The sequence below is a fragment of the Actinomyces procaprae genome, assembly GCF_004798665.1.
GTDB classification, from domain to species: domain Bacteria; phylum Actinomycetota; class Actinomycetes; order Actinomycetales; family Actinomycetaceae; genus Actinomyces; species Actinomyces procaprae.
Window position 1 is genome coordinate 1,910,168 of sequence record NZ_CP039292.1, and the last position, 21,602, is coordinate 1,931,769.

Annotated in this window: 18 protein-coding genes and 1 pseudogene; 9 read left to right on the forward strand and 10 right to left on the reverse strand. The window is 68.8% G+C overall.

Annotated elements, in window-relative coordinates; translation table 11 throughout:
- Positions 1-21: 21 nt before the first annotated feature.
- From E4J16_RS15715 to brxL, 3 genes are read left to right on the forward strand one after another with little or no spacing between them, the layout of a single operon-like run.
- The gene (locus E4J16_RS15715) at positions 22-234 is read left to right on the forward strand and encodes a Fic family protein (protein WP_240038062.1); all 213 of its coding nucleotides are present in this window, start codon (positions 22-24) and stop codon (positions 232-234) included.
- Positions 231-2,771 carry a BREX-1 system phosphatase PglZ type A gene (gene pglZ / locus E4J16_RS07670; protein WP_136313683.1) on the forward strand — a complete coding sequence of 847 codons (2,541 nt, stop codon included), beginning with the start codon at positions 231-233 and terminating at the stop codon, positions 2,769-2,771. Before E4J16_RS15715 ends, pglZ begins: the two co-directional genes overlap by 4 nt.
- A gap of 9 nt (positions 2,772-2,780) precedes the next feature.
- Positions 2,781-4,919 carry a BREX system Lon protease-like protein BrxL gene (brxL, locus tag E4J16_RS07675; protein WP_136313684.1) on the forward strand — a complete coding sequence of 713 codons (2,139 nt, stop codon included), beginning with the start codon at positions 2,781-2,783 and terminating at the stop codon, positions 4,917-4,919.
- A 35-nt stretch (positions 4,920-4,954) separates the two neighbouring features.
- Here brxL and E4J16_RS07680 read toward each other — a convergent pair whose 3' ends face one another.
- The 5 genes from E4J16_RS07680 to E4J16_RS07700 form a co-directional block, all read right to left on the reverse strand.
- Positions 4,955-5,701 (reverse strand): ABC transporter permease, encoded by a 747-nt coding sequence (locus tag E4J16_RS07680; RefSeq protein ID WP_136313685.1) that lies wholly within the window; start codon positions 5,699-5,701, stop codon positions 4,955-4,957.
- Complete coding sequence (locus tag E4J16_RS07685) at positions 5,698-6,531, reverse strand: ABC transporter ATP-binding protein (protein WP_240038063.1); 834 nt, start codon at positions 6,529-6,531, stop codon at positions 5,698-5,700. Before E4J16_RS07685 ends, E4J16_RS07680 begins: the two co-directional genes overlap by 4 nt.
- Positions 6,532-6,576: 45 nt before the next feature.
- Positions 6,577-7,236: a TetR/AcrR family transcriptional regulator gene (locus E4J16_RS07690; RefSeq protein ID WP_136313686.1), complete on the reverse strand. Its 660-nt coding sequence runs from the start codon at positions 7,234-7,236 to the stop codon at positions 6,577-6,579.
- Positions 7,237-7,303: 67 nt separating this feature from the next.
- Positions 7,304-7,792: a zinc-binding dehydrogenase gene (locus E4J16_RS07695; protein WP_136313687.1), complete on the reverse strand. Its 489-nt coding sequence runs from the start codon at positions 7,790-7,792 to the stop codon at positions 7,304-7,306.
- Complete coding sequence (locus E4J16_RS07700) at positions 7,793-8,383, reverse strand: alcohol dehydrogenase catalytic domain-containing protein (protein ID WP_136313688.1); 591 nt, start codon at positions 8,381-8,383, stop codon at positions 7,793-7,795.
- Positions 8,384-8,793: 410 nt separating this feature from the next.
- Between E4J16_RS07700 and E4J16_RS07710 the strand changes: the two genes are divergently transcribed.
- A complete protein-coding gene (locus E4J16_RS07710) occupies positions 8,794-9,171 on the forward strand; it encodes a hypothetical protein (protein ID WP_136313689.1) in 378 nt (125 codons plus the stop codon).
- A 243-nt stretch (positions 9,172-9,414) separates the two neighbouring features.
- On the opposite strand, the gene E4J16_RS07720 is transcribed toward E4J16_RS07710, so the two are convergent.
- A complete protein-coding gene (locus tag E4J16_RS07720) occupies positions 9,415-10,320 on the reverse strand; it encodes a 16S rRNA (uracil(1498)-N(3))-methyltransferase (RefSeq protein WP_136313690.1) in 906 nt (301 codons plus the stop codon).
- 112 nt (positions 10,321-10,432) lie between these two features.
- Between E4J16_RS07720 and E4J16_RS07725 the strand changes: the two genes are divergently transcribed.
- Entirely contained in the window at positions 10,433-11,206 is a 774-nt protein-coding gene (locus E4J16_RS07725) for a YggS family pyridoxal phosphate-dependent enzyme (RefSeq protein WP_240038436.1), read from the forward strand.
- A gap of 51 nt (positions 11,207-11,257) precedes the next feature.
- Here E4J16_RS07725 and dnaJ read toward each other — a convergent pair whose 3' ends face one another.
- Positions 11,258-12,379, reverse strand: a complete 1,122-nt coding sequence (gene dnaJ / locus E4J16_RS07730) for a molecular chaperone DnaJ (protein WP_136193192.1) — start codon at positions 12,377-12,379, stop codon at positions 11,258-11,260.
- 44 nt (positions 12,380-12,423) lie between these two features.
- The gene (hrcA, locus tag E4J16_RS07735) at positions 12,424-13,485 is read right to left on the reverse strand and encodes a heat-inducible transcriptional repressor HrcA (RefSeq protein WP_136313692.1); all 1,062 of its coding nucleotides are present in this window, start codon (positions 13,483-13,485) and stop codon (positions 12,424-12,426) included.
- Between the two features lie 483 nt (positions 13,486-13,968).
- Here hrcA and E4J16_RS07740 point away from each other — a divergent pair, with 483 nt between their 5' ends.
- The 3 genes from E4J16_RS07740 (at position 13,969) to E4J16_RS07750 (ending at position 16,935) form a co-directional block, all read left to right on the forward strand.
- Complete coding sequence (locus E4J16_RS07740) at positions 13,969-14,778, forward strand: DUF3097 domain-containing protein (protein WP_420809304.1); 810 nt, start codon at positions 13,969-13,971, stop codon at positions 14,776-14,778.
- Positions 14,779-14,980: 202 nt separating this feature from the next.
- Entirely contained in the window at positions 14,981-16,345 is a 1,365-nt protein-coding gene (locus E4J16_RS07745; RefSeq protein ID WP_136313694.1) for a carboxylesterase family protein, read from the forward strand.
- An 8-nt stretch (positions 16,346-16,353) separates the two neighbouring features.
- Positions 16,354-16,935, forward strand: a complete 582-nt coding sequence (locus E4J16_RS07750) for a hypothetical protein (protein ID WP_136313695.1) — start codon at positions 16,354-16,356, stop codon at positions 16,933-16,935.
- 171 nt (positions 16,936-17,106) lie between these two features.
- Here E4J16_RS07750 and E4J16_RS07755 read toward each other — a convergent pair whose 3' ends face one another.
- The gene (locus tag E4J16_RS07755) at positions 17,107-18,510 is read right to left on the reverse strand and encodes a sodium:proton antiporter (protein WP_136313696.1); all 1,404 of its coding nucleotides are present in this window, start codon (positions 18,508-18,510) and stop codon (positions 17,107-17,109) included.
- 194 nt (positions 18,511-18,704) lie between these two features.
- Positions 18,705-19,472, reverse strand: a complete 768-nt coding sequence (locus E4J16_RS07760) for a YciC family protein (protein WP_136193188.1) — start codon at positions 19,470-19,472, stop codon at positions 18,705-18,707.
- A gap of 812 nt (positions 19,473-20,284) precedes the next feature.
- Between E4J16_RS07760 and E4J16_RS07765 the strand changes: the two are divergent.
- Positions 20,285-21,595: pseudogene (locus E4J16_RS07765) on the forward strand (ISL3 family transposase).
- Positions 21,596-21,602 lie beyond the last annotated feature (7 nt).

Genomic DNA, 21,602 nt, shown 5'->3' on the forward strand with positions numbered 1-21,602 from the left:
GAGTTGGCTGTCCTCCGTCTAGTGGAGTCAGCTCCAGCAAGCAGGGCAGAGATCATGGAACGGCTGGGCATCATCAACCAGACGCGCGCATTCCGTCGTCACGTAATACCACTGATCGATGCAGGACTCGTTGAGCGGACCATTCCCGACAGGCCAACCAGCGGACACCAGCGCTACCGGATCACCGACGCCGGCCGCGCCTACCTGCGCACCCTCACAGGAGACGCCGAATGAACGCCATGTCAGCCATCCAGCGTCAGCTTCGCGAGCGCTTCGACCGCCCCGGGGAAGCCGGACGGATCGTCATCTGGTCGGACCCGGAAGGCAGGTACGGCGACTCTCTCGATGACCTCAACCTGCCCGACGTCACCGTGTTGCAGGTCGAGAGCAATGAGTTCGCCATCAAGCGCCGGGTACTGGTCACCGAGCCGAAGACCAAGTTCCTGCTCTACCGCCACCGCCAGCCAGATACGCCGGAGACCGTGACGGACAACTGGCTCAAGGACATGGAACTCGCTTACGGGACCTTCACCGCGGACCACGACTCACTCCTTACGCAGGAGCTTGGGGGCGGTCCGGCGCTGCGCCGCGTCGTCGAGCAGTACCCGCGATTCTTCGACAGTAAGCGACGCCGTGAGGAGCTCAAACCGCGACTGCGTCCGAGCGACGACGCTACTGCCATCACTGCCTCCATGATCGCCGTCGTGCTGGGCACCGATGAGCGCTCACTGGAGGCGCTCTGGCGGAAGCTGCTGAAGGAGAACGCAGAAGGAAAGTCGGACGGCATTGATGAGATAACCCGCCTGGGACTGGCCGACTTTCATTGGGAGGGTACGCGCGACATCTACGGTTACGCCCCCGACGAAGCACCCAGCGTCGATGACTTCGTGGCGTGGCTGTTCAACCGGGCATGGGAGCAGTTCTCCCCCACCGAGCCGGACTTGGGCGCCGATCAGTACGCCAATATCCGCCGCGACTTCAGCACCTGGCACAACGACTTCAGCTTCGCCCCCACCTACCGGGTCCTGGCCGATCGCGCGGCAGAGCTACTCGGCATCGCCGAGCAGGTGGCCGACCTCTCCCTACCCGAGCTGCTGGGTCGGAAGACATTCCCCCTGGTGGACCAGGAACTCGTCCGCCGTCTGGCACGGCAGGTGCAAGAACACGCCCTCGCGGACATGGAAGTGCAAAACGCAGTGCACGGTCGCACCTCTCTGCCGTGGTACAGCGAGTTCGAGCACGGCTATGGGGCCGTCAGCGCGGCGTCAGCTCTGCTGACGCGTATCGACTCCGGCTCCTGGAACGCCTCCTCCCCACAGGAGGGCTTCGACCACTACACCCAGCAGTGGTTCGCCATCGACCAGGCCTACCGGCAGTTCAACCGACACCTCAACCTCTATGAGCCGGACTCCCCCCTCGACGCCCTGAAGGCGACGGTCGAAGCCGCCTACATCAATGACTTCCTGACTCCCCTCGGACAGACCTGGCGCAAGCAAGTCGCCGGCATGGAGCGCTGGCAGATCGAATCGGTCCCCTCGGCCACGTCCTTCTTCACCGAGCAGGTCAGTCGGCCTTGGCTGGACAAGGGCAAGAAAGTCGTCGTCATTGTCTCCGACGCACTGCGCTACGAAGTGGGTGAGGAACTGGGCCGACGCATTAGCCAGGAGGACCGCTTTACGGCCCGACTGTCCGCCATGCTCTCGGCCCTGCCGTCCTACACCCAGCTCGGCATGGCTGCGCTGCTGCCACATGAGTCGCTGGCATTCGCCGACGCCGACGACGGATCGGTTGAGGTTGACGGCGCGCCCAGCGGAGGAACCGAGAACCGGGCCAAGCTGCTCGCGCCCATGGGCGGCACCGCGATCCAGGCCAATCAGCTCTTGAGCCTAAAGCCCGGTGAAACCCGGGAACTCATCAAGACCCACCGGCTGCTCTACGTCTACCACAACCAGATCGACGCCACCGGAGACAAGCAGACCACCGAGCCGGACACCTTCCGTGCCTGTGAAGACGCCATCGCAGACCTGATCAGGCTCGTCAAGAAACTGGCGAACGCCAACGTCAACAACATCCTCATCACCGCCGATCACGGCTTCCTCTACCAGGAGAGCCGCCTGGAGGAGCAGGACTACCTGTCGGTCAAGCCACATGGTGACGCCCTACTGCATGTGAACCACCGCTTCGTGCTGGGGCGCGGTCTCAAGCGGGACGCCGCGTTCATCACCTACTCCCCCAACCAGCTCCGGATGTCCGGGGATATCGAGGCGCAGGTGCCCGGATCCATTCACCGCATCCGTACGGCGGGCTCCGGCACGCGCTTCGTGCACGGCGGGGCTTCTCTTCAGGAGGTCGTGGTGCCCGTCATCGCCGTCAACAAGCGGCGTTCCTCGGACACTCATCAGACGCCCGTCAAGATCGTCGCCGAGACGAACAGGATCACCACCGGGCAGATCACCGTCATGCTGTTCCAGCAAGAGCCGGTCAGCGAGAAGGTCAAGCCACGCCGTCTCATCGCAGGCCTGTACGCAGGCGACACATTGATCTCCGACGAGGTCACGGTGGACTGCTCTCAGGACTCCGCGGAGGCCCGGGACCGGTTCTTCCCAGTCACCCTGGTATTGATCAGGGACGCGGATACCTTCAACGGTAAGACCGTGGAACTACGGCTGGCCGAACCGGTCGGCTCGGAGCGCCGTCCCTACGGGGACAAGGCCCGTTTCACCCTGTCCCGCACCTTCACCAGCGACTTCGGAGCCGACTTCGACTTCTAGGATGCAAGCATGACCACCCCGCAGCCTACCGAGCCGGAGCCCACTGAGCCGAAGCCGACCGACCAGGCTCAGCGCCCCGATCCCACGCCGCTGGACCGCAAGATCGCGGCAGCATTCCCCGGCGTCGTCGTGCGCAAGGACCTCGTCAAGGCCGTCAAGGGCAACGCTATCGTGCCCACCTACGTGCTGGAATACCTGCTGGGCCAGTACGCAGCCACGGACGACGACGCCACCATTCGCTCCGGCATTGAGCAGGTCAGACGCATCCTCCGGGACCATTACGTGCACCGGGGCGAGAACCGCCTCATCCAGTCGCGTATCCGGGAGAAGGGGCGCCACCGCGTCATCGATAAGGTCTCCGTCTCCCTCAACGAGAAACTGGACATCTATGAGGCCGAGTTCTCCAACCTGGGCATCAGCAAAGTGGAGATCGGCGCCGAGACCGTGCGCAACCACCCCAAGCTCCTGACCGGCGGGGTCTGGTGCATCTGCGACATCGTCTACGCCTACTCGGGCGACCCGAAGGACGTTCCCTGGCGGCTGCACTCACTCAAGCCCATCCAGCTCTCGCGCCTGGACCTGGATTCCTACACCACCACCCGCGAGCAGTTCAGCACCGAGGAGTGGATCGACCTGCTCATCCAGTCCATAGGCTTCAACCCCGCCATGTTCGGCCCTCGGGCCAAGCTCCTTCACCTGGTACGCCTGATCCCCTTCGTTGAGCGGAACTACAACCTGGTGGAGCTTGGTCCCAAGGGGACCGGTAAGTCGCACATCTACTCCGAGTTCTCACCGCACGGCATGCTGATCTCCGGGGGTGAGGTGACAGTGCCGAAACTCTTCGTGAACAACGCCTCCGGGCGGATCGGCCTAGTGGGTTACTGGGACTGCGTCGCCTTCGACGAGTTCGCTGGCAAGAAGAAGCGGGCCGACCGGGCGCTGGTCGACATCATGAAGAACTACATGGCCAACAAGTCCTTCTCCCGTGGCGTCGAGACGCTCGGCGCGGAGGCCTCAATGGTGTTCGTCGGCAACACCTCCCACAGCGTGCCCTACATGCTGAAGAACTCCGACCTATTCGAGGAGCTGCCCGAGCAGTACCACGATCCCGCCTTCCTGGACCGCATCCACTGCTACGTGCCCGGATGGGAGTTCGAGCAGATCCGCGGCGAGATGTTCTCGTCCGGCTACGGATTCGTCGTCGACTACCTGGCCGAGGTGCTCCGCTCCCTGCGCGACACCGACTTCTCCGACCGCTACCAGCGCTACTTCACGCTGTCGGAAGACCTGTCCACTCGGGACCGGGACGGCATCCACAAGACCTTCTCCGGCCTGATGAAGCTCGTACACCCCTCCGGGCAGGCCAGCCCCGAAGAGATCGGCACTCTGCTGCGGATCGCGCTCGAAGGCCGTAAGCGGGTCAAGGACCAGCTCATCCGCATTGATGACACTATGACGGCGGTCAGCTTCAAGTACACCCACGCCGGGCAGCCCCATACGGTGACCACCCTGGAGGAGGACGAGTACCCGGAGCTGTACCACCACCGGGAGCCTGAGCCATCCCAGTCACCTGAGGCCGGCACCGGAGACACAGGAGAGGCCTCGCCGTCCGCCGACGCAAAGGGGACGGAGGATGCGACCACCCGGGCACAGGGCTCTGAACTTAAGGAACAACACCTCGAGTTCGCCGATGGCAGGCGCGGCTTCACCTACGACCGTTATTTCGGCCCGTATCTGCGCGGAGCGAGCCGCATCGAAGTCGTCGACCCGTTCATTCGTCAGCCCCACCAGGCGCGCAACCTGATGGAGTTCCTTGAGACCGTCGCGAAGTACACGGACACCACCAATGAGATCACCGTCCACCTGACTACGAAGCGCGATGAAGAGCCGCGCTACGTGCCCAGGCAGCAGGAGAACCTGGAGACGATCCGTACCAACTCTGCCGTCGCCGGCATCAGCTTCGAGTACTCCTTCAGCGAGACGATCCACGACCGCTCGATCACCACCGACACCGGCTGGATCATCATGCTGGGGCGCGGGCTGGACGTGTTCCAGCCCTTCGACACCGACTGGCTCGACCTGCGCCTGCGCCAGCAGTACTTCCGCCAGGTCAGGGAGTTCACGATCGCCTACATGCGCAAGCAATAGCCAGCCGCCCGCGCCTGCCTTCCCCCACGCCGCCCTTACCGCACCCGCCGCGGCACGGTCAGGGCGGCGACGGCGAGGATCACCGCTCCCGCCCCGGCCACGAGCCCGAGGTCGGCGGCGAAGGCGGCGGTCGGCGCCGTATTCGCACTCAGCTCGCCGACGGCGTCGACGGCCCAGCTCATGGGCAGGAGGTTGCTGCACAGCTCCAGCGCGCGCGGCAGCTGGTCGCGGGCCACCAGCAGTCCGCACAGGAAGATCTGCGGGCCGATGACCACCGGGAAGAACTGCACGGCCTGGAACTCGCTGCGGGCGAAGGCGGAGACGAACAGCCCCAGGGCCACGCCCAGGAAGCCGACCACCAGCGCCGTGAGCACCACCCACGCCCAGGAGGTGCCGATCTCCACGCCCAGGCACCAGGCCGCCACCGCGCACAGCAACAGGGACTGCCCGACCGCGGTGGCGGTGAAGGCGGTGGCATAGCCGAGCAGCAGGTCGGCGCGGTGCAGCGGCGTGGTCCACAGCCGCTCCAGCGTCCCCGAGGAGCGCTCACGCAGCATGGCCACGCTCGTGACCAGGAACATCACCAGCATCGGCAGAATCGCCATCATGGCCACCGCGATCCGGTTGAACAGAGACTCGCCATACGGGTAGTCGAGATAGACGAAGTACAGCAGGGTCAGCAGCGCGGCGGGGACGATCATGATCAGCCCGAGCGTGCGCCGGTCGGCCACCAGCTGCGCCAGCACCCGGCGGACGGTGGCGGCGTAGGCGCGCGCGTTCACCGGCGCCCCTCCCCGCCGTCCCGGCCGACCGCGACGGCACCCGCCTCCGCGCCGGCCGTCATCCCGTCCGCCCGGCGGACCACGTCCAGGAAGGCGGTGTCGAGCGTATCGGCACCGGTGCGCGCCAGCAGCTCAGTCGCGGTGGTGGAGGCCAGGAAGCGCCCCTCCCGCATGAGCAGCACGCGGTCGCAGCGAAGGGCCTCGTCCATGACGTGGCTGGAGATCAGGAGGGTCGCGCCCGCGTCGGCCAGGTCCCGGAACGCCTCCCACAGCCCCTCCCGGGTCAGCGGGTCCAGGCCGACGGTCGGTTCGTCGAGCACCAGCAGCTCCGGCCCGGCCACCAGGGCGCAGGCGAGCGAGACCCGGCCGGCCTCACCCCCGGAGTAGGTGCTCACGCGCCGGTCGGCCAGGTCGGTCAGCCCGACGGCGTCCAGCACCTCCTCGAGGCTGCGGGCGCGGGCTCCGGCAAGCGCCGCAAAGTAGCGCAGGTTCTGGCGGGCGGTCAGGTCCCGGTACACGGCCGCCGCCTGGGTCACGTAGCCGACCCGGCCGCGCACGGCGGGCGCGCCCGGCCGCTCCCCCAGAACCATGACCTCGCCGGCGTAGCGCTGCACGCCGACGAGCACCCGCATCAGGGTGGTCTTGCCGCAGCCCGAGGGGCCGAGCAGGCCGGTGATCGAACCGGGTCGCAGATCCAGGTCGAGGCCGTGGAGAATCTCGCGACCGCCGCGTGAGACTCGCAGGCCGCGCACGCAGACGGCGCTCCGGGATGATGCCGCCCCGGCGGTCGCAGGTGGGTCCGCCACGGCGTCCCAACCGTTTTTCATCATGTGATGAATATAGCGTGGCGTTCACCTTGTAGCAAGGGCCAAGGGCTACTTCCCGGGCCTCTCCTCCACCTCGGGCTCGTCCGCCTCCGCGGCGGAATCCCCGCTCGGTTCGCCCAGGTCACCGGTCAGGTAGTGCTGGATCACCGGACCGACGGCGGCGGCGAGCTCATCCGGCTGCGCGGCGGCGACGGCGTCGAGGCGGGCGATCCAGCGCGTCATGCCCAACCCGACCAGGTGTCCGGCGATCAGCTGGGACCGCAGCCGGACCCGATCGGGAGCCACACGTTCGACCAGCGGAGTCACCAGGGCGCCCACCACGAGCTCCCGGATGCGGGCGACGACGCCCTCGTGGGCCAGCGCCGCGCGCACCACCGCGGCGAAGCGGTCCGCCCCCATGCGGTCCCACTGGGTCACGAACAGGCGCACCAGGGCGGTTCCCTGCCGGGAGGCGGGCAGGCGCCGGACGTCGTCCAGAACGGCAGGATCCATGGCGGGCCCGTCCGGCCCGTCATAGACGGCCTCCACGAACAGGTGCGAGCGCTCCGGGAAGTAGTGGTGCACCAGAGCGGGGTCGACGCCGGCCGCCCGGGCGATGCCTCGCAGCGAGGCGTTGTAGCCGTCGCGGGCGAAGGCGGCGCGGGCCGCCTCTAGAATCGCCTGCCGGGTGTCCGGGCTTCCGGCCCGCCTACGCCCTCGCGTGCCCATCTCGCCCCCCCTGCGCAACTATTGACGAGTCGAAGGATACGTGCGGTGTCCTCATTACCGCCGGACTTTAGGAGGCCGCCGCCACCGCCGACCCGGCCACGTCGCACACGAGCTTGCCGGCCTGGTGCCCCCGAGCCAGTTGGGCGTAGGCGGCGGGCACCGCGTCAAGCGGCACCGTCTCGGCCACGCGGGCGTCGAGCCGCCCGGCGGCGACCAGTTCCAGCATCTCGGTGAGCATGGTCGCCAGGTCCGCGCGGTCGCGGGCGGTGCCCGCGGAGTAGGCGGCGCCGAGGGAGACCTCGTGGATCGAGGGCGAGATCGTGAATCCCGGCATGGCAGACAGATCGGGGCGCCCGCCGATGAACGCCAGGGCGCCGTTGAAGGCGAGCGCGCCCAGATTCGCGGTGGCGGAGGCGCCGTCGAGCGTGTCGAGCACGGCGTCTACGCCACGCCCCTGCGGAGTGAGGGCGCGGGCCGCCGCGGCGACGGCGTCGGGATCGCCGGCGGCGCGGTAGTCGATGACCTCGTCGGCGCCGAGGGCGCGGACGGCCCGCACCTAATCGGGCGAGGCGGTGGCGATGACGCGGGCGCCCAGGTGGTGGGCGATCTGCACGGCGTAGCCGCCCACTCCCCCGGCCCCGGCGGTGATGAGAATGGTCTGCCCGGCGGCCAGGCGCAGGCGGCGGGTGAGGGCGTGGTAGGCGGTCATGCCGGCGCAGGGCAGGGCGGCGGCGTCGGTGGCGGAGACCGCGTCCGGCAGGTGCGCCAGTGCGAGGGCGTCGACGACGACGTACTGGGCCAGGCCGCCGGGGCGCCGCAGGTCGTGGTGCAGGGCGACCGTGTCGCCGACGGCGAGATCGGGGCGCAGCGCGGTGGCGCCGTCCTCGGCGGGAGTGGCAACGCCGGGTCCGAGGGCGTCGACGGTGCCGGCCACGTCGAGGCCGAGCACGTGGGGCCAGGTCCAGGCCGGGTTGCCGCCGCGAGCGACCTTCCAGTCCACGGGGTTCAGGGAGCAGGCCTCCACGCGCAGCCGGACCTGGCCGGGACCGGGCTCGGGAACGGGCAGCCGCCCCAGGCGCATGGCTGCGGAGAGCTCGTCGGGCCCGGCTGGCCGGTCGAGCAGCAGGGCGGTCATGGTGTCAGGCACGGTCTCCTCCTGGACGTCCGGCGGCAAGCAAGGTCAATATGCGGGCCGCCCGGGCGCGCCCACCCGCAGCCTGCACGGTCCGCCGACATCGTATCGCCGCGCCCACAGACCGCTCCCGGCATAGGGCAGCAATGCGCCCGAATTCGTGTCGTACCCCTGGCGGACACTTGAGTCGAAAGGAACCGCCTACAACACCTCTTGACTACTTGCCGAAAGGGGGATTGAATAATGAAGCGCAGAGATCTCATCCGGCAGTTGGAGGAGGTCGCCCGTCAGAAGGGACAGAAGCTTGTACTCACCGAGGGCGGAAGGCACACCAAGGCAACCATAGGGACGTGGAGCGAGCCCATCCCCCGCCACCGGGAGATCAACGAGATGACCGCACGGGCAATCTTACGGAGGAGCAAACGATGACCAGAATTGAAGCCATGGCACAGTACTGCGAGGGTTGGTGGGCGATCGACTTCACCCTTGAAGGCCACGAGTACTCCACCCAGGCGCGACGTCTCGATGAAGTCGTCCCGATGGTCACCGATGCCGCCGTCCTCATGACGGGGCGCCCCACAGACGACTTCGAGGTGCACTACACGGTACGCAACGCGAACTACGTAGACGCCGTAGAACAGTACAAGGCAGCAGCGCAAGCATCCGCAAAAGCCAGTGCGGCCGCGGCAGCCGCCTCACGCCGCGCCGTCACCCTGTTGCGCGCCGACGGCCTACCGCTACGCGACATCGCCACTCTCATGGGCGTCAGTACCCAGCGAGTCTCCCAACTGGCTCGGGGTTGAAGTCAGGTGGCCGGCCTGCAGTCTCTCGACCCGGCGCGCACGCCATCACGCGACGCCACGCACTTCCGGCGCATCATCGCCGCGAAAAAACACGTGATAAACGCGGAACAGGACCTGGCTCGCGCCGTCGCCGACGCTCGTGCCGCCGGTGAGTCATGGACATTAATAGGCGCCGCCCTCGGCGTCTCGAAGCAGGCCGCGCACAAGCGCTTCGGCCACTCGTCCCCCCGCTAGCGACCCCTCTCAGCCCCACAGGCCGGCACGCTGGGCGAGCACCGCGAGCGCCACCGGTCCGGCCGATGCCGTGCGCAGCACGTGCGGCCCCAGCCGCACGGTGAGCGCCCCGGCCTGCTCCAGCGCCCCCACCTCCGCGGCGCTGATCCCGCCCTCGGGCCCGACGACGACGGCGAGCACCGGCGGCTTGCCGGCCTCCGCTGTGCCTTTGGACGCTGCGGTCTCCACGCGATCGGCCTCATCCCCCAACACGGCCTCCGGCGCCACCGCTCCCGCCCCGGGCCGCGCCGACCGCAGTGCCCCCGGCAGTACCACACCGCCGATGGGTGCGGTCGCCTCCTCGTGCAGGACCAGTACCAGTCCTCCGGCCTCGCACACCTGCCGTACCCAGGCGGTCAACTCGGTGGTGGTGAGCAGCTCGGCCACCTCGGGAATGCGGGCGCGACGCGCCTGCTTGGCGGCCTCGCGGGCGGCGGCCTGCCAGCGCTGGCGCCCCCGGGCGGCCTTCACGCCCCGCCACACCGACACGCAGCGCTCTGCCCACCACGGCACGATCAGGTCCGCGCCGACTTCCGTCGCGGTCTCGACGGCCTGCTCGTCGCGCCCGCCCTTGGCCAGCGCCTGCACGAGCACGAGGCGCAATCCCGCCGGCGGCTCTTCCACGCGTTCGACGACGCGCACGGCCAGCCGCTCCCGGCGCCCGCCGTCGGCGGCCGCGTCGGTCACCTCGCACACCAGGCGCAGGCCGACGCCGTCGACCAGATCAACCCGCTCGCCCGGGCGCAGCCGCCTGACCGCCACCGCGTGATGCGCCTCCGGGCCGACCAGCGTGAGCAGGCTTCCGGGAGTCGCCGTAGCGGCCGCTCCTGCGGGCTCGATTGTTTCGGGGGTGAGAACGAAGACGGGCGCGGTCACCGCAACAGCGTACGTTCGCCGACGCGCTGGCGCCGCAGTGCTAGCGTCACGGAACATGAGCGATCCCGCGTCCCTACCGTCCTCCCAACCGCCCGCCGCGCCCGCAAGCGCCATGCTTGCCTCCTCTCCGCCCGGAGCAGCCGCCGCGACCGCCACCACCGTGGAGGACTTCCGCCGTAATCTGGCCGCCGTGCGTGCCCGCATCGACGCCGCCGCCCGGGCCGCAGGCCGGGACCCCGCCGAGATCCGGTTGCTGCCGGTGTCCAAGACGGTGCCCGAGGAGCGGCTGCGGGCCGCCCATGCCGCCGGCATCACGCAGATGGGTGAGAACAAGGTGCAGGAGGCCAGGCGGAAGGCCGCCAACCTGGCCGACCTGGGCATCCACTGGGCGCTTATCGGGCACCTGCAGACCAACAAGGCCAAGGATGCGGCCGCCTTCGCCGACGAGTTCCAGGCGCTGGACTCGCTGCGCCTGGCCGAGGCCCTGGACCGGCGACTACAGGCGGCCGGACGCGGCCTGGACGTGTACGTGCAGGTGAACTCCTCCGGTGAGGCCTCCAAGTTCGGCCTGCCGCCGGAGGCGGTGGCCGGCTTCCTTGCCGCTCTGCCGGCCTACTCCTCGTTGCGGGTGCGGGGCCTGATGACACTGGCCGCCCACACCGACGACGCCGACCGTATCCGCGAGTGCTTCCGCATCATGCGTACCCTGCGCGACGCCGGGCTGCAAGCGGGCACGGTCGGTGACGGGCAACTGTCCATGGGCATGAGTGGTGACTTCGAGCTGGCGGTTGCGGGCGGGTCCACGTGCGTGCGCGTGGGCCAGGCGATCTTCGGCGCGCGCCCCGCCCCGGACTCGGAGTACTGGCCCGACAACACCGCGAAGTAGTCGGCGCCGGGCCCGGCCCCACCGTGGTGCCGGGCACGCCCGGCGCCCCGCTCAGCGGCCGGAGAGCTTCTCCTTGAGCTTGCCCATGACGGACTCGTCCTTGGGCGGGGCGTAGCCGTCCTCACCGCGCAGGGAGGCCAGCTCGGAAAGCAGTGCGCGCTGCCGGTCGTCCAGACGGGTGGGGGTCTCCACCACGATCTGCACGCGCAGGTCTCCGCGGCCGGGACGACGCAGCCGGCCCACGCCAAGGCCGGACAGGACGATCTCGTCCCCGCCCTGGGTGCCTGCGCGCACCGATACGGTGCGCTCGCCGTCGAAGGTCTCCAGCGGGAAGGTGGCTCCCAGTGCTGCGGCGGTCATGGGTACGCGCAGCTCGGTGTACAGGTCGTCGCCCTCGCGGGTGAAGGCCTCGTGCTCGTTCTCGTGGATCTCCACGTACAGGTCGCCGTTGGGGCCGCCGGCGGGCCCGGCCTCGCCGCGCCCGCCCATGCGGATGCGGGTGCCGGTCGACACCCCGGAGGGAATGTTGATGTCGATGGAGGTGCGCACGTGCTTGCGGCCCTCGGCGTCGCACTCCTTGCAGGGGGAGGCGATGACCGTGCCGTACCCCTGGCAGCGCGGGCAGGGACTGGAGGTGACCACGTTGCCCAGCAGGGAGCGCTGCATGCGCTGCACGGAGCCCTGGCCGTTGCACTCCGCGCAGGTCACCGGGGAGGTACCGGGGGCGCAGCAGGAGCCGTTGCACGTGTCGCACACGACGTAGGTGTCCATGGTGACGTTCTTGGTGGCACCGAAGACGACGTCGGCCAGGTCCACGTCCACGACCAGCAGCGAGTCCTGGCCGCGGCGGGTGCGGGATGCCGGTCCGCGGGCGGCGGCGCCACCGAAGAATGCCTGCTGGAACAGGTCGGAGAAGCTGCCGAAGTCGCCGGTGAAGCCACCGCCGAAGCCATTATTGCCGTGTAGGGCGTCCTCTCCGCCCAGGTCGTACATCTTCCGCTTCTCGGAGTCGGACAGGACCTCGTAGGCGGTGGAGACCTTCTTGAACTCGTCCTCGTGCCCCGGGCCGGCGACGTCGGGGTGCAGCTGGCGGGCCTTCTTGCGGTAGGCCTTCTTGATCTCATCGGCGGTGGCCTGGCGGGTGACGCCGAGGACCTCGTAGTAGTCGCTCACGCTTGCTGGTGTTCCTTCGTGGTGGGTTGTGTCGGGAGGCCGGTTCAGTTCGCCGCGGTGTCCGACTCCGTGAGGAATCTGGACAGGTAGCGGGCGACGGCGCGTACGGCCGCCATGGTGGCCGGGTAGTCCATGCGGGTGGGTCCGATGACGCCCAGGTGGGCGACGGCGTCGCCCGGGCCGTAGGCGGCCGAGACCACGGAGGCCTCGGCCAGGGCGTCCTCGTGGGTCTCCGAGCCGATGCGCACGGTGGTGCCGGTGTCGTCGGCGTCGGCGATGCGGGAGGCGTCGGAGGAGGTGAACAGCCGCAGCAGCACCACCTGTTCCTCGACGGCGTCCAGCAGCGTGCCGATTGCGGTGAAGTCCAGGGAGCGAGCGAGGTTGGCGGTGCCGGCGACGACGATGCGCTCCTCGGCGTCGGGCCGCAGGGCGGCGATCAGCTCGTCGGTGACGGCTGCCAGGACGGTGCGCTCCTCCTCGGGCGCCTGCTGTGCGAGCGCAGCCAGCACCGGGACGACCTCGGCGGCGCGGCGGCCGACCAGGGCGGTGTTCAGCCGCACGCGCAGCCGCTCCAGGACGGCGGGGTCCACCAGCCCGTCGGGGCCGCGGCCGGACAGGCCGACGGTTCGCTGCTCGACGCGGCCGGTATCCGTGATGATGACCATGAGCAGACGGGTGGGGCCGAGGGCCACCAGTTCCAGGTGGCGCAGGGTGGTGCGGCGCAGGCTGGGATACTCGACGACGGCGAGCTGCCCGGTCAGCTGGGCGAGCACCCGCACGGTGCGGGCGACCACCTGCTCCAGGTCGACGGCGCCGGATAGCAGCGCGTTGATGGCGGCCCGCTCGGGGACGGAGAGGGGCTTGATACGGGCGACCTCGTCGACGAAGCGGCGGTAACCTTTCTCGGTGGGCACGCGGCCGGCACTGGTGTGGGGCTGGTGGATGTAGCCCTCGTCCTCCAGGGTGGCCATGTCATTGCGGATGGTGGCCGGAGAGACGCCCAGCCGGTAGCGTTCCACCAGGGCGCGTGAGCCGACCGGCTCGCGGGTGCGCACATAGTCGGAGACGATGGCGGACAGCACCTTGAGTCGGCGGTCATCCGACATGGGGCTCTCCTCACTCGTCTGCTGCGGGGCGGAGCACATGCACCGCTCCCTTCGGGCGCGCTCACCCGGGTGCCCGGCCGCGCATGAGTCGCGGCAGTTAGCACTCCCGGGGTGCGAGTGCCATCCTACGCCGTGGCGCGGCGAGTCAGCAGGGGCGAGGGCGTGACCTTCCCCTACCGTGCCCAGAGTGAACACGCCACCCTCCCGCCGCTCCGGCCCCGTCCCTGGCGCCACTGCCGCCCGCCGTCAGGCCCTGCGCGAGCAGGCCGCCCGCCAGCAGGCGGCCGCCGGCCGCAGCGACGCCCCGGGGGCGCGGGTCGGGCCGCGGCGGCTTCCGGGCGTTCCGCGGCGGGTCGCGGGGGCCGCCAGGCCGCCACTCCCCCGCCCGCGCGTCCTTCGGCGGGCAACCGTTACGGCGGGGATGTGCTGGCGGTGGACCCTCACCGAGTTGGGCCGACGGCGGTGCGCCCGGAGTCTGTGCATGTGGCCCTCACGCGCGGCATGGTGCTTGAGGATCGGCAGACCGGCTTCGTGGGCGCGGCAGTGGCGGTGGAGAAGTCCGGGGGCAAGCACCTGGTGGTGCTGGAGGACCGCAGGGGCGTGCGGCGCGCCTTCCCGCTGGGGCCGGGATTCTGGTTGGAGGGCCGGCCGGTGATCCTGGACCCGCCGGCCCCGCGCAAGCGTCCCCCCGCCGGGCCGGTCAGCGCCGGCGGCCGCAGGCTGACCGCCTCGGGCTCCTACGCCGTCGAGGGCGAGCGGGCGCGGGTGGCGCGCGCCTCGCGCATCTGGGTGGAGGGCAAGCACGACGCCGAGCTGGTGGAGAAGGTGTGGGGTGATGACCTGCGCCATGAGGGCGTGGTGGTGCTCATGCTGGACGGCGTCGACAACCTCGAGGAGGTCATGGTCGAGTTCGGCCCCTCACCTCAGCGGCGGGCGGGCGTGCTGGTGGACCACCTGGTGCCCGGCTCGAAGGAGTCGCGCATCGCCGAGCAGGTGCGGGCCATGCCCGGCGGGGAGAACGTCCTGATCCTGGGGCACCCGTACGTGGACGTGTGGCAGGCGGTGCGGCCCGAGCGGGTGGGGCTGACGGCCTGGCCGGAGATTCCCCGCGGCACCGACATCAAGCACGGCACCCTGGAGGCGCTGGGGTGGCCGCACGCCGACCAGGCCGATATCGCCCGCGGCTGGCAGCGGATCCTGGCGACGGTGCGCTCTTACAAGGACCTGGAGCCGAGTCTGCTGGGGCGCATGGAGGAGCTGATCGACTTCGTGACCGCCCCCGGCACCCGCTAGCCACCCCCCTCATCGAGGTCGGTCGTAGTAACCATCGAGATCGGTAGAAGTAACCGCCGAGATCGGTAGATATGGCGAGGCGGCCGACCGCACCTCGAACCATCATTTCACAAGCGGTTCACAGCAGGTCTTTCAGGTGCTGTCCAATCTCACCCGCTTCCATCTGTGCATAACCCTGATGTCTACGGAAAGGAAGCCGACAATGATGATCTCGCGACGCTCCGTGATGCGGGCGGTGCCGGTGGCGGCGCTGCTCGGCGCCACCGGGATGGCCGCCTGCTCCAACGACTCCGGCAGCTCGACCAATACCTCGGGCTCCACAGCCGCCTCCACCACCAGCACCGACCTGGCCCTCAACCCGGCGGCCTGGAGCTATGACGCCGACGGCGACGTGTACTACCAGCTGGGACTGTCCTACGTGGCCTCCCCGCAGGACACCGGCTACGAGACCCTCGGCGTCTTCGTGCCCGGCGCCTACATGTCCGCCACCGACAACGGGGACGGCACCTTCACCGCCGAGGTCGCCTCCGACGGCGCGGTGGGCGACTGGACGGCCACGACGGCGCCGATCGTGCTGCCGGTCAACACCCCGGGCTACGCCGCCCAGCAGCCGCCCAGCGAGTACTCCTACGACACGGTGTCGACCTATATGGAGGCCGGCTTCATCTACGTACAGGCGGGCCTGCGCGGCAAGGACTCAACCACCGACGCGGCCCCCGGCAACGCGCCCTGGGGCGTGACCGACCTGAAGGCGGCCGTGCGCTACCTGCGTTACAACGCCGCCGCCCTGCCCGGCAACTCCGAGCAGACGTACGTCTTCGGCCACTCCGGCGGCGGCGCTCAGTCCGCCGTTATGGGGGCATCCGGCGACTCCGCCCTGTACACGCCCTACCTGGAGGCGCTCGGCGCAGCCACCACCGACGCCGACGGCGCCACCCTCTCGGACGCGATCGCGGGGGCCATGTGCTGGTGCCCGATCACCAGCCTGGATGCCGCCAACGCCGCCTACGAGTGGAACATGGGCCAGTTCGCCACCACCGGCACCCGTGAGGCGGGCACCTGGACGGAGGCCTACTCCAAGGACCTGGCCGCCGCCTACGCCGACCACCTCAACGGCCTGGGACTGGTCGACTCCGACGGCAACACCCTGGCCCTGGAGGAGTCCGCGGACGGGCAGTACCTGGCCGGCTCCTACTACGACCACATGGTCGCCGTAGTCGAGCAGTCGCTGAACGACTTCCTGGCCGCCACCGAGTTCCCCTACACGCCCAACACCACCGAGATGGCCGGTATGGAGGCCCAGGGCGGCTCCGGCGGGCCCGCGGGCGGCCCGGGCGGCCCGGGCGGCTCAACCGGCGATGCCTCCGGGCTCCCCTCCGGCGCCCCGGTGACGGCCAGGCCCCCGACGGCGCACCCACCGGCGAGGGCACGCAGGGTGCCCCCGCCGACGGCGGCCCGGACGGAGATGGCGCCACCGCCGGTGCGGGCGGCCCCGGGGAGGGCTCCTCGGCGGATTCCTCCGAGTCGGTCACCTACGAGACCGTCGAGGACTACATCGCGGCTCTGAATGAGGACGTGGAGTGGGTCTCCTACGACTCCTCGACCAACACGGCCACGATCACCGGCCTGGAGGGCTTCGTCACCAGCCAGAAGGCGGCGACCAAGGACGTGGGCGCGCTCGACGGCGTCGACCGGGGCCAGACCGAGAACACGGTCCTGGGCGTCGGGGAGACGGCGATGCACTTCTCCGAGCTCTCCCGCGACGTGATCGCCGCCAACCAGGACACCTACGCCGCCCTGACCAACTGGTCCGACGAGTACGGCTCTTCCGAGTACGACTCGGACTTTGCGCAGACCGACGCGCTCGGCGTCGACGTGCTCACCCGCGAGCACATGTACAACCCGATGTACTTCCTGTCCAGCGCCTACGAGGGCGCCGGCACCTCGACGGTGGCACCGAACTGGCGCATCCGCACCGGTATCACCCAGGGCGACACCGCCTCCACGGTTGAGGTGAACCTGGCGCTGGCCCTGCAGGCGGCCGGCCAGTCGGTGGACTTCGCGACCATCTGGGGCCAGGGGCACACCATGGCCGAACTGACCGGCACCGGCGAGGAGAACTTCATCGCCTGGGTGGCCGAGAAGGCGGCCTCCTGACAGTCCTCCGCCTCCACGGGGCCGTGCCATATCGACCGACCTCGGCGGTTATTGCGACCGACCTCGATGGTTATTACGACCGACCTCGCGGAGTGGGGTAAGCGATGGGGCCCGGACACCTGTGGGTGTCCGGGCCCCATCCGCTCATGCCGGCGGCGGTGAGCGCCGTCGTCAGGCGTCCGCCAGCGCCAGGCGGCGGCTGGAGCGCAGCAGCCGGATATTGTTGGCCAGCAGCACGAGTACCAGCACGACGCCGAGGAGCTTGGCCCACAGCGGGGAGGCGATGAACAGCAGGACCATCGCCACCAGGATCGGCCCTAGATACATGTAGGCACGGACGATATAGCCCCCGAAGGACGGCATCTCCACGTCGCGCGCCTCGGCGACGGACTTAACCATGAAGTTGGGGCCGTTGCCGATGTAGGTAAGGGCGCCGCACAGCACTGCGCCCAGCGAGATGGAACGCAGGTACAGTTCCGGGACACCCGCGACTGTCGCGCCTCCGGGGTGCGCCACCTGACCGGCCATCTCGAAGAAGGTGGCGTAGGTGGGGGCGTTGTCGAGCATCGATGACAGCCCGCCGGTGAACACGAAGAAGGTGATCTCGTTAAGCGGCAGGCTGCCGGCGACCTCGTCGAGGTAGCGCAGCGCGGGGATCATGGTCAGGAAGATGCCGATGAACAGGGCCGCGACCTCGGCGATCGGACCCCACTCGAACTGGTTGTCCTCGAAGCGGGCGCGCTTGTCGCCGAGCTTGTAGGAGGCGCCGGCGGCGGCGAACATGATGAGCTCCCGCAGCGGGATCCAGTCCATGAGTGCGGCGTGCCCCTCCTCTATGGCCTCGGTGTCGACGGAGGGGACGAAGGCGACGGCGGCAATGATCACCACGAACCAGATGAGGTTGCTGGAGCCGCGCAGGCCCAGCGGCTCGATCTCGGTCTTGTCCGCGAGAATGTCGGCCGCGGGCTCCTGCGAGTAGTACCAGGTGTCAAGGGCGAAGTAGCTGGCCAGCAGCATGGCGTTGACGAACAGCCACTCGATGGCGAGGCTGAAGGTCCAGGTGAAGGGGACGCCGCGCAGGAAACCGAGGAACAGCGGCGGGTCGCCGAGCGGGGTCAGCAGGCCGCCGCAGTTGGCGACCATGAAGATGGTGAACAGTACGGTGTGGACGCGGTACTCCCGCTCCCGGTTGGTGTTCAGCAGCGGCCGGATCAGCAGCATGGCGGCGCCGGTGGTGCCGACGAAGCTGGCCAGCAGGGCGCCGATCCCTAGGAAGATGGTGTTGTTGCGCGGGGTGGCCTGAATATCGCCCTTGAGGAAGATTCCTCCGGAGACCACGTACAGGGCGAACAGCAGCGCAATGAACTGCACGTACTCGACCACGGAGTCGAATACGGGATGCCAGCCGAGCGCCACCAGCATCCACACCGCGACGGGCAGCCCCAGGACCAGGGCGAGTGCCAGCCGGTGGGTGTTGTTCTCCCACCAGTGGGATGTCGCCGGGACCAGCGGGAGAATCGCGATCGAGGCGAGCATGACGACGAAGGGCAGTATGGACCACCACTGCAACTGCACGTGAGACTCCTCAGCTCGGGGCAGGTTCTCTGGTCGCCCCATCAAAGACGCGGCGACGCTAGCCTCACCCTATGACGAGATCCGTTTCGGATGGTGAGACATCGGCGCGTCCCGGGCACAAGGTGACCGGAAGCACGCCGTCGTCGGGCGGAACAGCGGCCCGACGACGGCGTCGCCCGGCCGGTGTCGCTGCGTCAGCCCTGGCTCTGGTGGCGGGCGACGTCGCGGCCCTGGACGCGCACATAGGCGTAAGTGGTCATCAGGGCCACCAGCGGACTGGTGACGATCCAGCCGATCACGGTGACCGCTCCGGCAATGTGCAGCAGTACGCCGACCAGCGCGAAGGGCAGCAGCACACCGACGTTGTCCGACAGCAGGCGCATCGAGGACCGCATGGCGGCAGTCGCCTCAAGGTTGCGCTCGACGGCGGCGTACTCGACGAAGGTGAGCAGGTAGAACAGGATGATTCCGGGGATGACCAGGAGGACGGCGCCGAGTCCGATCGCCAGACCCGACAGGATGAGGGCAAGAATGGTCTGTCCGAAGTTCGGGAAGGTGAAGAAGTCCTTGAAGTCCGCCTTCCGCCCGGAGGAGGTCAGCAGGCCCACGTGCGCCAGAGCGATGGGGCTAATGAGCGTGGCGACCAGGGAGATGATGCTGCTACCGGGGATGCCCACGCCGTAGCTGTGCTCGACGCCATTGATGGTGTAGCTCGCCTCCGCACCAATGCGGCCCAGGATCGTCCAGATGGCGAAGCCGCCCAGCAAGACAACCGCGTTGTCGGTGATGCGGGACCATGCCCAGGACAACCCGTCGCCGACCGAGATGCCGGGCTGAGCCGACGGCGTGTAGCCGTAAGAGCCGGAGGCGCCGGGTTGGGAGGCTCCATAACCGTACCCCTGGCCGGCGCCTCGGTAACCGTTGTTCTGGGGTGCTCCGTAATCGGGCGTGCCTGTGCTCATGGCTCCATGATGCCAAATCGACATCTCGCACGTCCTGCCTTAACACTATGGAGGCCGCCACGCAATCATCCCCACGCGCTCATGTCCGCGTACCGATCCGACAGACCCCGCCGCACCCTGGTGTCGGCAGCGCAGTGAACCGAGCCGATCAGCAGGCACCCCAGCGCGTGTCGATCTCCATCTATGGTGGCTCTTCCGGTTTGTGGGTGTGGTGGTTGGGGTCGGGGCTGCGGTGGGGGTGGTCGTTGCCGGGTTGGCGAGGTCGTCGTCGTTGTCGGTGGGTGGTGCTGGCTTGCGCTGAGTCGTCGGGGCCGTTGGGAGTATCTGGGTGCTGGACTGGGACTTCCGCCATTGAAGGCGCGCGGCGGTGATCTTGGTGCCCCACTTGACGGGCCCCCGGGCGCAGACGTGAGCGCTCGGGGTGCGGGCCTGGCGTGTTCGCCCGCGCGCCCCGGATGACGGTTCGGCACTTCGCCTGACAATTCGGCACTTCGCCTGACGGTTCGGCACTTCGCGCCAACGATTCGGCACTTCTGACGACGCTACGTACCCCTACCGTACGAACCGTCGCAAGAAAGTACGAATCGCCGACCAGAACATACGAACCCTCACGCGAAGGTACGAACCGCCGCGTCAACACACAAACCCCCAGCCCAACACACCCACAAACCGGAAGAGCCTCTATGGCTCTTCCGGTTTAAGGGTGTGGTGGGGTGGTCGCGGGTGCGCGTGTGAGGGTGGTGGGTGTGGGTCGAGGTCCCCGATGATTGGGAGCTGCTAAGACCAACCCGATCACAGAGACCTCGACATGGCTGAGTACTGCCTTCACTGTTCCTGATCTTGCTAGTTTCCTGGGCCTGGACGGCCTGGGACTGACCGTGACCGGTCAGCGGATAACGCCTGATGAGGCGCTGGTGGAGTGCCGGCTGCAGGTCTTGGAGGAGGATGTGTTCTGCCGGCGGTGTGGAGCCCAGGGCGTGGCGGTGGGGACCGTGGCCAGGCGCCTGGCGCACGTGCCGTTCGGCTGGCGTCCCACGCACCTGCTGGTCCGGATGCGGCGGTGGCGCTGCCAGGGCTGCGAACGCGTGTGGCGTCAAGACGCGTCTCGTGCCGCGGCCAAGCGGGCTGTGCTGACCCGGGCGGCCGTGGACTGGGCGATCCGGGCCGTGGGGGTGGAGTTCATGTCTGTGGCTCGTGTGGCGGCAGCGCTGGGGGTGTCATGGCACACCGAGGGCGACGCCATCCTGGAGCGGGCCAAGGACCGCTTGATCAATGATCCTGGACGTCTGGACGGGGTGGAGGTCATCGGGGTGGACGAGCATATCTGGCGGCACACCCGCAAGGGCGACCGGTACGTCACCGTCATCATCGACTTGACCCCGGTGCGCGACCGGACCGGTCCGTCCCGGCTGCACGGGCATGGTCGAAGGCCGCACCCGAGCAGGTCTTCAAGCAATGGCTCCAGGAACGCGATGAGGCCTGGCGCAGCCGGATCGAGGTGGTGGCAATGGACGGCTTCACAGGTTTCAAGACCGCCGCTGCCGAGGCCCTACCCGATGCGGCGGAGGTGATGGACCCCTACCCGCGTGGTTGCCCTGGCGGGGGACAAGCTGGATGAGTGCCGCCGCCGCACCCAGCGCGAGACCACCGGCCGTAGGGGCCGTAAGGATGATCCCCTGTACAAGGCCCGCAGGCTGCTGCGCACCGGGGCGGGCCTGGTAACCGACAGCGGCTGGGACCGGCTCGAACAACTGTTTGCCGACCCCCGCCACACGCCGGTAGAGGTGATGTGGGGCGTGCATCAGAAGATCATGGCCGCCTACCGCGCCAAGACCTCCGCCGAAGGCAAGCAGCTGATGAGCAAGGTCATCGACTCGCTCAAGGCCGGTGTGCCTGACGCCCTGGAAGAGCTGAAGTCGCTGGGCAAGACCCTCACCAACAGGCGTGGTGACATCATCGCCTACTTCGACCATCCCGGTACCTCCAACGGCCCCACCGAGAACACCAACGGCCGCCTGGAGCACCTACGGGGCATCGCTCTGGGCTTCCGAAACCTGACCAACTACACCATCCGCAGCCTCATCCATGCCGGCGGCTTCCGCAACCAGCTACTACACCCTTAAACCGGAA

Coding starts and splice junctions, on each gene's coding strand:
- pglZ (WP_136313683.1), top strand. CDS start 231: ATGAACGCCATGTCAGCCATCCAGCGTCAGCTTCGCGAGCGCTTCGAC.
- brxL (WP_136313684.1), top strand. CDS start 2,781: ATGACCACCCCGCAGCCTACCGAGCCGGAGCCCACTGAGCCGAAGCCG.
- E4J16_RS07685 (WP_240038063.1), bottom strand. CDS start 6,531: ATGATGAAAAACGGTTGGGACGCCGTGGCGGACCCACCTGCGACCGCC.
- E4J16_RS07690 (WP_136313686.1), bottom strand. CDS start 7,236: ATGGGCACGCGAGGGCGTAGGCGGGCCGGAAGCCCGGACACCCGGCAG.
- E4J16_RS07710 (WP_136313689.1), top strand. CDS start 8,794: ATGACCAGAATTGAAGCCATGGCACAGTACTGCGAGGGTTGGTGGGCG.
- E4J16_RS07725 (WP_240038436.1), top strand. CDS start 10,433: ATGCTTGCCTCCTCTCCGCCCGGAGCAGCCGCCGCGACCGCCACCACC.
- hrcA (WP_136313692.1), bottom strand. CDS start 13,485: ATGTCGGATGACCGCCGACTCAAGGTGCTGTCCGCCATCGTCTCCGAC.
- E4J16_RS07745 (WP_136313694.1), top strand. CDS start 14,981: ATGATGATCTCGCGACGCTCCGTGATGCGGGCGGTGCCGGTGGCGGCG.
- E4J16_RS07760 (WP_136193188.1), bottom strand. CDS start 19,472: ATGAGCACAGGCACGCCCGATTACGGAGCACCCCAGAACAACGGTTAC.